The sequence below is a fragment of the Aestuariivirga sp. genome (genome assembly GCF_044238155.1).
Lineage (GTDB): Bacteria > Pseudomonadota > Alphaproteobacteria > Rhizobiales > Aestuariivirgaceae > Aestuariivirga.
The window spans coordinates 1-13,408 of the sequence record NZ_JBIIDX010000011.1; the positions used below are offsets into that span (position 1 = coordinate 1).

Consider the following 13,408-nt stretch of genomic DNA (forward strand, 5'->3'; position numbering starts at 1 on the left):
CGTATTCCATCTCTTCACACACGCCTTCTTCAAGGCGCTGCTGTTCTTGGGCTCCGGCTCGGTTATCCACGCCATGTCGGGGGAGCAGGACATGCGCAAGATGGGCGGGCTTGGGCCCCTCATCCGCATCACCTTTGCGATGATGATCATCGGCAACCTGGCGCTCACCGGCTTTCCTTTTACGGCGGGTTATTATTCAAAGGATGCGATCATCGAGTCAGCCTGGCTCACGGGCTGGGGGTTTGCCTTCTGGATGCTTTTGCTGGCCGCTTTCGGCACATCCTTCTACTCGTGGCGGCTCGCCTTCATGACTTTCTCGGGTCCGCCGCGCGCGGATGCGAAGACCATGGGGCATGTCCATGAAAGCCCGGCCGTGATGCTGGCGCCGCTATGCGTGCTTGCAGTTGGCGCGATGTTGGCAGGCGTCGTCTTCAAGGACTTCTTCATCGGCCATCACTACGTCGAGTTCTGGGGCGCCTCGATCTCTACCGGAGAGGTGCTTCATCAGATTCACGAGCCAGGCGTCATCCCGGGTATGGTCAAGTGGTCGCCGCTGGTCGCGATGGTTCTCGGCTTTGCTCTTGCATGGCTTTTCTATATCCGCAACACAGCCCTTCCGGCCCGACTGGCGGCGCAGAACGAACCCCTTTACAGGTTTCTTCTCAACAAGTGGTACTTCGACGAGATCTATGACGTGGTCTTCGTCAGGCCTGCAATGTGGCTTGGGCGCGTTCTCTGGAAGAGGGGCGATGGTGGACTCATTGATGGTTTCGGGCCCGATGGCGTTGCGGCCGTCGTTGGCGATTTGACACGCGGAGTGGTGCGCCTTCAGACAGGTTATGTCTATCACTATGCCTTTGCGATGATGATCGGTGTGGCGGCCCTGATTTCGTGGTTCATGTTTGGGGGCGGGCACTGATGACAAGCTGGCCGATTCTCTCTGTTGTCACTTTCCTGCCGCTGCTCGGGGTTCTGTTCATCCTGACGGTGAGGGGTGAAGGGGAAGCCTCGCTTCGGAATGTGCGGTGGGGTACCCTCTGGACGACGCTCGTCACGTTCCTGCTTTCGCTTCTGCTATGGATTGGATTTGACCCGAGCGTGGAGGGTTTCCAGTTCGTTGAGCAGCATGCCTGGCTTGGCGGCGCTGCGACATACAAGCTTGGCGTTGACGGCATATCGATGCCCTTCGTGATCCTCACGACATTTCTCATGCCGATCTGCATTCTGGCGTCTTGGCACGTCACAAGGCGCGTGAAGGAATACATGATCGCCTTCCTTGTGCTTGAGACGCTGATGATCGGAGTTTTCGGCGCGCTCGACATGGTGCTGTTCTATCTGTTCTTCGAGGCAGGCCTCATTCCGATGTTCCTCATCATCGGAATCTGGGGTGGCCCCCGCCGCGTCTATGCCAGCTTCAAGTTTTTTCTCTATACGCTGCTCGGCTCGGTTCTGATGCTGCTTGCCATCATCTACATGTACTGGACCGGCGGAACGACAGACATCGTGAAGCTCTTGGCCGATCCTGGCTTCAGTCCGGAGGCGCAAAAGTGGCTTTGGCTTGCATTCTTTGCGTCTTTTGCGGTCAAGATGCCAATGTGGCCGGTTCATACATGGCTTCCGGATGCCCATGTTGAGGCGCCGACCGCCGGCTCGGTGATCCTTGCTGCCATTCTGCTGAAGATGGGCGGTTATGGTTTCCTGCGGTTCTCCCTGCCGATGTTCCCTGACGCCAGTCTGTACTTCCAGGATTTCGTGTTCACTCTGTCGGTTATCGCGATCGTTTATACGTCGCTGGTTGCCCTGATGCAGGAGGACATGAAGAAGCTGATTGCTTACTCCTCGGTGGCGCATATGGGGTTTGTGACCATGGGCATCTTTTCCATGAACCGCCAGGGCATCGATGGCGCCATGTTCCAGATGATCAGCCATGGTCTCGTGTCGGGCGCATTGTTCCTCTGCGTTGGCGTTGTCTATGACCGCATGCATACAAGGGAGATCGCTGCCTATGGCGGGCTGGTGAAGACCATGCCGCTGTTTGCCTTCACGTTCATGGTGTTCACCATGGCGAACGTGGGTCTTCCCGGAACGTCAGGCTTTGTTGGCGAATTCCTGTCGCTGATGGGGGCATTCGAGGCCAATAGCTGGGTTGCTTTCCTGGCCACATCGGGGGTCATTCTTTCGGCGGGCTACGCGCTCTGGCTTTATCGCCGTGTCGTCTTTGGCAAGCTTGAGAAGCCCGCGCTGATGCATCTGCCCGACATGACGCCGCGGGAGCTGGCAACCCTTCTGCCTCTGATAGTTCTCACCATTTTCTTTGGCGCGTATCCCGCGCCCATTCTCGATGCCTTCGGGCCAGCCGTGGAAACAATCATCAAGCCTCTGAACGAGGCTGCCGCCCATGCCCATGCGCTGGCAGTGGCCTCGCTGCGATAAGGACCGGACGATATGTGGCTTCTCGAACAGGCAGATGCGCTCGCCGCCCTCCCGGAGGTTGTCTTGGCGGTGTTCGCCATGGCGCTTCTTATGTTCGGCGTATTTCGCAAGAACCAGGACAGCGAGCCCGTGATGATCGGCGGGCTGGTCGCTCTGGGTATAGTAGCGACCCTTGTCCTCTGGGGCGGTGATGGTCGGCTTGAGGCCTTCAGGGGAGCGTTCGTGGTGGATACGTTCGCCCGTGTGATGAAGGTGCTGGTTCTCTTCGGGTCTGCTGTTGCGCTGGCGCTGTCAGCAGGTTTCATGCGGCGGGATGGTTCGCAGAGGTTCGAGTACACCGTCCTGGTCTTGCTTGCGACCGTGGGCATGATGACGATGATCTCTGCCAATAGCCTCATCGCACTCTACATGGGGCTCGAGTTGCAGTCCCTTTCGCTTTATGTGTTGGCGGCAATCAACCGCGATTCGGCGCGGGCCTCCGAGGCTGGGCTCAAGTACTTCGTGCTGGGCGCCTTGTCCTCGGGCATGCTGCTCTACGGCGCGTCTCTGGTTTACGGTTTCACCGGATCCACCGAGTTTCCCCAGATTGCAGCGCATCTCGGGCAGCACGGCGCTGGCCTTGGCATGGTCTTTGGTCTTGTATTCGTAATCGCTGGTCTGGCCTTCAAGATTTCTGCAGTACCCTTCCATATGTGGACGCCTGACGTCTATGAGGGAGCTCCGACGCCCGTTACGGCCTTCTTTGCCGCCGCCCCAAAAGTGGCCGCCATGGCTCTTGTCACCCGCGTCATGGTGGAGCCCTTCGGATCCATAGCCACTGACTGGCGGCAGATAATTGTCTTTCTCTCGATCGCCTCAATGGTGCTTGGTGCTTTTGCGGCAATTGGCCAGACCAATATCAAGCGGTTGCTTGCCTATTCTTCGATCGGCAACATGGGATATGCGTTGGTAGGCCTCGCGGCGGGCTCCGAACAGGGAGTGCAGGGGGTCGTCCTCTACATGATCATCTACATGATCATGACGCTGGGCTCGTTCGCATGCCTGCTGGCCATGCGCCGGAAAGGCGTCATGCTTGAGGATATCTCTGATTTCTCAGGTCTCGCCCGGCACGATCGGTTGATCGCCTTCATTTTTGCGATGTTGATGTTTTCGCTGGCCGGCATTCCGCCGCTAGCCGGCTTTTTCGCCAAGTATTTCGTATTCGCAGCAGCTGTGCAGGCTGGTCTCTTCACCCTCGCGATCATCGGCGTCGTGAGTTCGGTTGTGGGTGCCTTCTATTACCTTCGCATCGTGAAGATCATCTATTTTGACGAACCCCGTGAGCCGCTGGATCCGATCGATGGCGAGGTGAAGCTTGTTGCCTATGCCTCGGGCGCATTCACCCTGCTCTTTGTCATTCCGTGGATTGCGGCTCCTGTGATTGAGGTCGCGGCAGCTGCAGCCAAGTCGCTCTATTGATCCTCCCAACGGGACATCCGGTTCGGCACTTCGACCGTATTGATTCAACCAATTCGGAAGCAAGGCGGCTGGCTGAATTGGGTGAGTGTGGGCCAATCTGGCTACTGGCCGGTGAACAGACGGATGGCCGCGGGCGTCTGGGGCGTGGCTGGGTCAGCGAACCTGGAAACCTCTATGCCACTTTCCTGTTTTCACTTTCGGAGAAGGCAACGGCTGTCCACCAGATCAGTTTTGTTGCCGCCCTCGCCGTACATGATACGGTTGCCAACCTGCGGCCCGGTCTCGATGCCCGTATCAAGTGGCCAAACGACGTGCTGTTGGCCGGTGCGAAGTTTTGCGGCGTGCTGCCTGAGGTGGTGGGTATGGCTCCTCTGCGTGTGGCGATCGGATGTGGCATCAACATAGCACATGCTCCGTCCGGAACGCCCTATCCGGTGACTGCCCTTGGTGGCAATCTTGGTGTGGACGTGGTCCTCGCGGCGCTAGACCATCACCTGAAGCTTCGGTTGCGCCAGTGGGATGAGGGCGGGGGCTTTGCGTCGATCCGGGGCGACTGGAGCGTGCGCGCCCTGGGTATGGGCGAGAGCGTCACCGCAAAGATTGGCCATGAACAGCGTGAGGGAATCTTCAGGGGCCTTGCCGTCGACGGGGCTCTCATTCTGCAGGAACCGGGTGGAGGACAGGTTCATGTACATGCTGGCGAGGTAACATTCGCGCAACTCGAACAACAGAGGCAGAAATCATCATGAATGCCAGGCGCCGGGGCCATATGCCCCATGAACTGGTCTTTCTGCCGCTCGGCGGTACGGGCGAGATCGGCATGAATTGCTACTGTTATGGCACGGGCCCTGCCGATGCACGTCAGTGGATCATGGTTGACCTCGGTGTGAAGTTTGGCGAGGAGGCGGACCCTGGCATTGATGTCATCCTGCCGGATGTCGGCTATATCGCAGCCGAGCGGTCTCGGCTTCATGGTCTCGTTCTCACCCATGCCCATGAAGATCATTTGGGGGCGGTGGCCTGGCTGTGGCCTCAACTCCAGTGTCCCGTTTACTGCACGCCTTTTGCCGCCCAGATCCTTGCGCTGAAGCTCAAGGAGGCTGGCCTTGATTCAGATGTGCCGGTGAAGACTCTTCCGGTGGGTTCAAGGTTTGCGGCAGGTCCATTCTCGCTCGAGTTCGTTTCCGTGACCCATTCCACGCCCGAACCGACTGCATTGCTGGTTGAAACGAAAGAAGGACGCGTTCTTCACAGCGGAGACTGGAAAATCGATCGTACGCCTGGCATGGGAGCGGGAATTGATGAAAAGCGGCTGCGCGAATTGGGCGATCGCGGCATTGATGCCCTGGTGTGTGACTCGACCAACGCCCTGCGGGCAGGACATTCACCCTCTGAGGCCGATGTGGCGCGCCGGATCACATCTCTTGTGCGGAAGGCAAATGGGCGGGTGGCTGTCACGACATTCGCCTCTCATGTTGAGCGGATCACCACCGCGATCCGGGCAGCGCGGTCTGTTGGCCGCGAGGTGGTGATCGCGGGCCGGGCAATGCGTAACACAATTGAGGCAGCGCGAGCCTGTGGCATGCTGGTCGACTCCGGCCGGCTCCTGGATGAGGAGGAGTTCGGATATCTGCCGCCAGACAAGGTACTGCTGCTGTGCACGGGTAGTCAGGGCGAGCCGCGAGCTGCCATTGCCCGTATTGCCGAAGACCAGCATCCGCATGTGGCGCTGGAGCCGGGTGACATGGTGATTTTCTCCTCAAAGACGATTCCTGGGAACGAAAAGGAGGTTGGCCGCGTTCTCAACAATCTTGCCAGGCTTGATGTCGATGTGATCACGGGCGAGGATGATCTCGTTCACTCGTCAGGTCATCCCCGGCAAGAGGAGCTTGCGTTGCTGTATGAATGGGTGAGGCCGAAGGCGCTTATCCCGATGCATGGTGAGCCGCGCCATCTGCGTGCCCATCGGAATTTTGCGATAACGCGGGGCATAACTGACGTGATGATTCCGCGCGACGGTCGAATTCTGCGGCTGGCGCCTGGCCTGCTTGAAGAGATCGACGAAGCCCCTTTCGGGCGCCTGCATGTTGACGGCCGTCTTGTGGTTCCAGGAGAAGACGGACCTGCCCGGCAGCGCCGCAAGCTTGCGGTTGTCGGCACGGTGTTCGTCAGCGTGGTCGTCAATGTCCGCAACGACCTCGCCGCGCCGATTGAACTCCTGACGGATGGCGTTCCTCAGGGTCTGGAGACGGAACTGCTGGAGGCCTCTGAACAAGCCTTCGGCTCGACCCCCAAACCGCGCCGCAAGGATCGGGCTGCTTTGGCCGAAACCATACGCACTGCCGTTCGGCGGGCGGCTGACCTGACCTGGGGCAAGAAGCCCATCGTCAAGGTCATTGTAACGGAGGTTTAGCCTGGCTTGATCTTCCCGCGAGGTGACAGTCCGCAGAATCTGGACGCCGCAAATGCTATAAGACCCGAATCATGAGCAAGCACGTAGTTCCACCCCTTGGCCCGAACTCTGTTGAGAGGATTGACCTCAAGACGGCGCTTGAGGACCGTTATCTCGCCTATGCGCTGTCCACCATCATGCATCGGGCTCTGCCTGATGTGCGAGACGGACTGAAGCCCGTCCACCGGCGGCTTCTTTATGTCATGCAGCTTCTTCGGCTTGATCCCACGGCAGCATTCAAGAAATCAGCCAAGATCGTCGGCGATGTGATGGGTGGCTACCATCCGCACGGTGACCAGTCGATCTACGATGCGCTGGTTCGCCTCGCACAGGACTTTGCTGCACGCTATCCGCTTGTCGACGGGCAAGGCAATTTCGGCAATATCGACGGCGACTCCGCAGCGGCTTATCGCTACACCGAGGCGCGCCTGACAGATGTGGCCAAGCTGCTGCTGGATGGACTTGACGAGGACACCGTTGACTTCCGTCCGAACTATGATGGCTCCGTGGAAGAGCCACTGGTGCTGCCCGGTGCATTCCCCAATCTTCTTGCAAATGGGTCCTCCGGAATAGCGGTTGGCATGGCCACGTCCATCCCACCACACAACGCTGCGGAGCTTTGTGACGCGGCTCTTCATCTCATCAAGACGCCCAACGCCAGCGATGACAAGATTGCGCAATTGGTCCAGGGGCCCGACTTTCCAACCGGCGGCGTCATCATTGATGGCCGGGATGCGATTGCTGAGGCCTATCGCAGTGGCCGCGGTTCGTTTCGGGTGCGGGCCCGCTGGTCAGTCGAGGAGTTGCCCCGCAGCGGCTGGCAGGTGGTGGTCACAGAAATTCCCTATCTCGTTCAGAAAAGCCGTTTGATCGAAAAGATAGCAGAGTTGCTGGTGGCGAAAAAGCTGCCGCTGCTGTCGGATGTCAGAGATGAATCGGCCGAGGATGTCCGCATTGTTCTTGAACCAAAGAGCCGCAGCATAGATCCTGCCGTGATGATGGAGCTGCTGTTCCGCACTACGGAGCTTGAGGCGCGCATTCCGCTCAACATGAATGTGCTGAGCAACGGCAAGATCCCCAAGGTTATGAGCCTGAGGGAGGTCTTGCGTGAATGGCTCGGTCACCGGAAAGATGTCTTGCTTCGCCGATCCAATTTTCGGCTGGCAGAGATCGGTCGGCGCCTTGAGATTCTGGATGGCTATCTCATCGCCTATCTGAATCTCGATGCGGTCATTAGGCTAATCCGTCAGGAAGATGAGCCAAAGCCGGCGCTCATCAAGCGCTTCAAGCTTAGCGATACTCAGGCCGAAGCTATTCTGAACATGCGCCTCAGGGCGCTGCGGCGCCTTGAAGAGGTCGAAATTCGAGGCGAGCACCAATCTCTCAGCAAGGAGCAGAAAGGTCTGCAGGCGTTGCTTAAGTCCGAGGTCGGTCAATGGGATAAGATTGCCGATGAAATTCGCTCAGTAAAGGAGAAGTATTCGAAGAAAACACCACTGGGCCGCCGGCGCACTGATTTTGCCGAGGCTCCCGACATCGATGCTGACTTCGAACAGTCGATGCTGGAGAAAGAGCCCGTCACTGTTGTCTGTTCCGAAAAGGCATGGATCAGAACCATGAAGGGCCATCTAGAGGATTTTGGATCGCTTTCCTTCAAGGATGGCGACAAGGGCCAGTTTGCCTTTCACGCCATGTCCACGGACCGGGTCATGCTATTCTCGTCTGCAGGAAAGTTCTTCACGCTTGATGTTGCCAAATTGCCCGGAGGCCGGGGTCATGGTGAACCTGTTCGGCTGATGTGCGATCTTGATGCAGCGGAGTCGATCGTTGCTTTGTTCGTTCATGTGCCGGGTACAAGGAGACTGCTTGCCTCGACCGAAGGAGACGGATTTGTCGTTTCGGAAGATGAATGCCTAGCCACAACCCGAAAAGGCAAGCAGGTACTGAATGTGAAAGCGCCGGTCGAGGCAGCAGTATGTGTGCCGGTTGCTGACGATGCAACTCACCTTGCGGTGATTGGCGAGAACCGGAAGATGCTGATCTTCAAGCGCAGTGAGGTGCCGGACATGTCGCGTGGCAAGGGTGTCAGGTTGCAACGCTACAAGGATGGAGGCTTGAGCGACGCCAAAGCCTTCCGCCTCAAGGATGGTCTGAGCTGGACAGATTCATCAGGCCGGAGTTTCACGGTGACGGATCTGAAGGAGTGGGTGGGCGAACGCGCTCAGGCTGGCCGCATGCCGCCGAAGGGTTTCCCGCTTCGAAACAAGTTCGGCTGACGCGCCTGCCAGTTGGTTTGTGGTAGGGTCTGTTCCCCAAGGCGCTTAAGTTTGTTTTATCATTTCCCGCCTAGTCTTCTGAACGAACGGCCGGATTGGCCAGGCCAATATCGCGATGCTGGATCGAGTTCAGTGGATAGCGGGTGGACGACGACTTCCCTTGGCTGATTCGCCCGGAGCCTCAGCCGGGGAGACTGATCTGCTCTTGCGGGATGGGTTGGTGAAGATCCTCGAGGACGAACATGGAACCACTGTACGCTGGGGCATGTTTTCGCCAAACTGGTCGTCGCTATATTTCGTGGCCGAGTGGTTGCTCAGCGCCAGGGGGCCTTTTCATCTGCAGTATTATTCTGCGGGCTGGTTCAATGAGCGGCATGAAGGTTGTTGGGCGGCTGCCGATCGGGTCCGTCATCTCATTCAGAAAAGCGATGTTCAACTCGTGCAGTCGGTCTATATCGCGACCGTTCCAAAAACTCATCGCGATGTTCCAAGTCTGTTGCGGCGGGCGATTAACGAAAGCAGGGCGGATGAGGATTGCTCGGTCGACTGCACCTATGACGTTCCGTCGCGCCGGTTCCGGGTGGCCCGCATCGGGCCTCAATCGACCATCGCCAAGCTATGGGGGGTCAGTCCGGGCTGCTACCCCTGTCGGATTGGTCATGCCTATGACCAGGCAGTGAGCCAAGTCTATTCTCAGGTCATGCGCGCTGGCGAACCGCATTACGACCATGTCTATGCCGCCATGGTATCGACGCGAGGTGATGTGGTTTGGGTTCCCTATCAGCGTGTTGTCGTGCCGATCGAGTCAGGTACTGGCCGGAAGGCCGTTCGGATCGTCACTGAGGTGTCGAGGGTTGAAATTTCACCTCTGTAGCTTCTGGGATCATTTCGGCAATTGAGAATTCGAGGTGACGCCTTAGCGCCACGCCAATCCATTCGGTCTGTTCAGCTCCGTCAGGCTCCCATTCCCAGGTGAGGAAGCTCTGTTCAAGATGGCCATAGCCCATCCTCACCATATGGCCGCGGGTGGCCATGGATTGGCCGGTCAGTGCCCATATAGCCTCTGGCTGCCACTTGATCATCGCAAGGAGCATGCCGATTTTGGGAAAAGCGGGAAAGCAACCTTTGGCGGCTTTGTCGATCCACAATTCACCATGATAAACGATCTGTCCACGGATCAAGTGTGAAAGGGAGTGTTCAGGCGGAGCAACGGCTCGCGGCACGATCATTTCGCGGCGTTTGGCGTAAAGCCCCATCATCCAGCCCAGAACCCACTCGGCGAGATTGGGATCGGCGTCATCGAGCCGGAAGGCCTGCAAGCCAACGGTCGCGCCGTCGTGGCTGAGAAGCGCCATCCAGAAGCCTCGCTCGTTCAAGCTGCGGGAAGCCTGCGGGTCAAACATGGGGGAAACGGCAGAACTGCGGAGCTGAAATCTCTGGCGCGCAAATGCAGCGAAGTCGCTCGAAAGCCGAACACCGTAACCCGCGCCGTGGAGGGCCTCCAAAAGGCTTCTGGCAGCAAGAACGGTTCGAAGCGGGTCGGCCAGTCCCGTGGCTTCGCCCACGGGCTGCACACCCTGCAAGCCAACGGTCAACGCGTACATACCCCATGCCCCCTGTCTTGCCTGAGGAAACCGGCAGGTGCGCAACCTTCCCCAGCAGAGTATATGCAACTTTAAAGTTAATATTTGACGAAGCCGGACGTTACGTCAATCCAGTTCGTATCAACCCTCGGCAGGGCGGCAAAGAACCCAGCCCTCTGCGGTGAGGCGCTCTTGTGGCAGGAAACGTGACTTGTAGTCCATCTTGCGCGATCCGCGCACCCAATAGCCGAGATAGAGATACGGCAGCCCAAGGCGCCGTACTCGCGCGATGTTATCGAGTATCATGTGGGTGCCGAGGCTGCGGGCGGCTTCTGATGGGTCATAGAAGCTGTAGATCATAGACAGGCCGTCTCCCAGAATGTCGATCAGGGCGGCACCCACCAGCCTCCCGGCGCAGCCGTCCTGTCCGGCGATGCGATATTCGACAAGACGGCTGTCGACGAAATTGTCGTCGACCATTGCGGAAAAATCCAGAACCGTCATATCGGCCATGCCGCCGTCACTGTGGCGGTTGTCGATGTAGCTGCGAAACAGCGAGTAGTGCTCGGACGTTGCCTCGCTCTTGAGCACGCTTGAGTGAATGTCGGCATTGATGTTCAGAGTGCGCCGGAAGCTGCGTTTCAGGCTGAAGGTGTTGGCCGGAACGCGGACCGAGACGCAAGCTGCGCATCCGTCGCAGGCTGGCCGGTAGGCTATGTTCTGGCTGCGCCGGAACCCGCCCTGGCTCAGCTGGGTGTTTAGGCTCCGGGCGTCATGGCCCACGAGATGAGTGAACACCTTGCGCTCCACCCGCCCGGCCAAATAGGGGCAAGGCGACGGCGCCGTAATGAAGAACTGCGGGAAATTTCGCCGCTCGATGCTCAAGCAGGCCTGCTCCGTATCAGGTTGTGGCTGCGCATAATGCCGCTGCGTTCACACCATGCACGCCTTGTACGGGATAGGTCAATTGATTCTGGCTCGCCAATCGCCTACGACGCTTCGATATATGAGTGGAGGGCGGAATGCGCGTAGCATGGATTGGGCTTGGCGTGATGGGCTTCCCGATGGCGGGCCATCTCGTGTCACGTGGCAAGCTCTCCGTAACCGTCTACAACCGTACGGCGGCCAAGGCTGAGAGATGGGTGCAGAACTTTGCCGGTTCTGCCGCACCGACACCGGCCCAGGCAGCCGCGGGTGCCGATTTCGTTTTTGCCTGCGTCGGCAATGACGATGACCTCCGCCAGGTGACTGTTGGGCCGGACGGTGCGTTCCAGACCATGAAGTCAGGCGCCGTCTTCATCGACCATACGACGGCGTCTGCCATCGCGGCGCGTGAGCTTCAGGCGATGGCTGCAAGCCGGGGGCTTGGCTTTGTTGATGCGCCAGTTTCGGGAGGGCAGGCGGGGGCGGAGAATGGGGTGTTGACTGTTATGTGCGGCGGCACACAAGCTGATTATGCCAAGGCCGAGCCTCTGATTTCCCACTTCTCACGGATGTGCAAGCTGCTCGGACCGCCGGGCTCTGGCCAGTTGGCCAAGATGGTCAATCAGATTGCCATTGCCGGGCTGGTTCAGGGTCTTGCCGAGGCGGTGAATTTCGGCATGCGGGCCGGACTGGACATGGAGGCGGTGGTTGAGGTGATCTCGAAGGGGGCGGCGGGCTCCTGGCAGATGGAGAACCGTCACAAGACCATGATCCAGGGCAAGTTCGACTTCGGCTTTGCAGCCGACTGGATGCGCAAGGATCTGGGCATCTGTCTCGACGAATCGCGCCGTAACGGCGCGCCTTTGCCCGTTACCGCGCTGGTCGACCAGTTCTACGCCGAGGTGCAGAAATTGGGTGGCGGCCGCTGGGATACCTCGAGCCTCATCGCGAGGTTCCAGAACCTGGACCGCAAGGCCTAGAGTAAGAACCGGCCTGACTGACACACGCTGTTCGGCCGCGGCGGTGCGGACCGGCAGGAGCGGTGTGAAACCAGGACTGGGGGTTCCTCGTGAGGAACGCAATGAACCGGACGCCCGCTGCCGCCAAACCCTTAGGGCGGTGGCATTTCGCGCCGTGGCGGCGTCAGATGGTCCGACCGGGCCACCTGCCCGCTGGTCGCCATTCTGCTGGCCCAACCGTGAAATTCTTCAAGCAGCGCGCTTCAATCAGGTTGGTTCATGCTTTGGTGTCAGCCTTTCAGGCCTCTAGCGACGTCTACTGCAAAATAGGTGAGGATGCCATCGGCTCCAGCGCGCTTGAATGCCATCAGCGCCTCGGGGATCACCCGAGCAGGGTCGAGCCAGCCGTGGTTGCAGGCCGCCATGATCATGGCGTATTCGCCGGACACCTGGTAGGCGAAGGTTGGAACCCGGAAGGTCTCCTTCACGCGCCGGACGATGTCGAGGTAGGGCAATCCTGGTTTCACCATCACCATGTCCGCTCCCTCCGCAAGGTCGAGCGCCACCTCGCGCATGGCCTCATCGGTGTTGCCGGGATCCATCTGGTAGGTGCGCTTGTCGCCTTTAAGTGTCCCAGATGAGCCCACGGCATCGCGGAATGGGCCATAGAAGCCGCTTGCGTACTTGGCACTGTAGGCCATGATCTGGATATGTTGGTGGCCGCCGGCCTCGAGAGCAGAGCGAATGCGCCCAATCCGCCCGTCCATCATGTCGGACGGAGCGATGATGTCGCAACCTGCTTCCGCCTGGATGAGTGACTGCTTGACCAGGGCCTCCAGTGTCGCATCGTTGATGATCTCCTCGCCCTCCATCAACCCGTCATGGCCATGGCTGGTATAGGGGTCGAGCGCCACGTCGCACATGATCCCGATGCCCGGCACTGCCGCCCTGATGGCGCGCACCGCCTGACAGACCAGATTGTTTGGGTTGAAGGCCTCTCTTGCATCGGGCGTCCGAAACTCCCGCGGTGTGTTGGGGAACAGCGCCACCGCCGGGATTCCGAGGTCTGCGGCTTCCTTGACCCGGTCCACCAGCAGATCGACCGAGTAACGTGTCACGCCCGGCATCGATGCCACGCTTTCCCTCTGGTTCTGGCCCGGGATAACGAATACCGGCCAAATCAGATCATGGGTGGTCAGTGTATTCTCCCGCACCAGATGGCGTGACCACGGCGTGCGGCGGTTGCGGCGCAGGCGCAATTGGGGGAAGGCGGAAGCGGCTTCGCTACGATGTGTCATGGTGTTTCCATATCAAGACCGGGGC

The 13,408-nt window shown here is 59.0% G+C and carries 11 protein-coding genes; 8 read left to right on the forward strand and 3 right to left on the reverse strand.

The window, feature by feature from the left end; all coding sequences use genetic code 11:
* From ACILRN_RS02195 to ACILRN_RS02225, 7 genes are all read left to right on the forward strand, one after another.
* On the forward strand, positions 1 to 919 hold a 919-nt coding region (locus tag ACILRN_RS02195; protein ID WP_395685119.1), incomplete at its 5' end, for a proton-conducting transporter membrane subunit.
* The gene (locus ACILRN_RS02200; protein WP_395685120.1) at positions 919 to 2,433 is read left to right on the forward strand and encodes an NADH-quinone oxidoreductase subunit M; all 1,515 of its coding nucleotides are present in this window, start codon (positions 919 to 921) and stop codon (positions 2,431 to 2,433) included. The genes ACILRN_RS02195 and ACILRN_RS02200, both read left to right, overlap by 1 nt.
* Before the next feature lie 12 nt (positions 2,434 to 2,445).
* Positions 2,446 to 3,891, forward strand: coding sequence for an NADH-quinone oxidoreductase subunit NuoN (gene nuoN, locus ACILRN_RS02205; protein ID WP_395685122.1), 1,446 nt, complete (start codon positions 2,446 to 2,448; stop codon positions 3,889 to 3,891).
* The gene (locus ACILRN_RS02210; RefSeq protein WP_395685124.1) at positions 3,888 to 4,640 is read left to right on the forward strand and encodes a biotin--[acetyl-CoA-carboxylase] ligase; all 753 of its coding nucleotides are present in this window, start codon (positions 3,888 to 3,890) and stop codon (positions 4,638 to 4,640) included. Before nuoN ends, ACILRN_RS02210 begins: the two co-directional genes overlap by 4 nt.
* Complete coding sequence (locus ACILRN_RS02215) at positions 4,637 to 6,304, forward strand: ribonuclease J (protein WP_395685126.1); 1,668 nt, start codon at positions 4,637 to 4,639, stop codon at positions 6,302 to 6,304. Before ACILRN_RS02210 ends, ACILRN_RS02215 begins: the two co-directional genes overlap by 4 nt.
* Positions 6,305 to 6,375: 71 nt before the next feature.
* Positions 6,376 to 8,619: a DNA topoisomerase IV subunit A gene (gene parC, locus ACILRN_RS02220; RefSeq protein WP_395685127.1), complete on the forward strand. Its 2,244-nt coding sequence runs from the start codon at positions 6,376 to 6,378 to the stop codon at positions 8,617 to 8,619.
* A gap of 220 nt (positions 8,620 to 8,839) precedes the next feature.
* A complete protein-coding gene (locus ACILRN_RS02225; protein WP_395685129.1) occupies positions 8,840 to 9,493 on the forward strand; it encodes a hypothetical protein in 654 nt (217 codons plus the stop codon).
* Here the strand turns inward: ACILRN_RS02225 and ACILRN_RS02230 are convergent.
* The gene (locus tag ACILRN_RS02230; RefSeq protein WP_395685130.1) at positions 9,456 to 10,223 is read right to left on the reverse strand and encodes a hypothetical protein; all 768 of its coding nucleotides are present in this window, start codon (positions 10,221 to 10,223) and stop codon (positions 9,456 to 9,458) included. The two genes, ACILRN_RS02225 and ACILRN_RS02230, sit on opposite strands and share 38 nt — an antisense overlap.
* Before the next feature lie 120 nt (positions 10,224 to 10,343).
* Positions 10,344 to 11,087: an arginyltransferase gene (locus ACILRN_RS02235; protein ID WP_395685132.1), complete on the reverse strand. Its 744-nt coding sequence runs from the start codon at positions 11,085 to 11,087 to the stop codon at positions 10,344 to 10,346.
* 137 nt (positions 11,088 to 11,224) lie between these two features.
* On the opposite strand from ACILRN_RS02235, the gene ACILRN_RS02240 reads away from it, so the two are divergent.
* Entirely contained in the window at positions 11,225 to 12,106 is an 882-nt protein-coding gene (locus ACILRN_RS02240) for an NAD(P)-dependent oxidoreductase (protein ID WP_395685134.1), read from the forward strand.
* Between the two features lie 269 nt (positions 12,107 to 12,375).
* Here the strand turns inward: ACILRN_RS02240 and hemB are convergent, their stop codons facing one another.
* Entirely contained in the window at positions 12,376 to 13,383 is a 1,008-nt protein-coding gene (hemB, locus tag ACILRN_RS02245) for a porphobilinogen synthase (protein WP_395685136.1), read from the reverse strand.
* Positions 13,384 to 13,408: the final 25 nt, after the last annotated feature.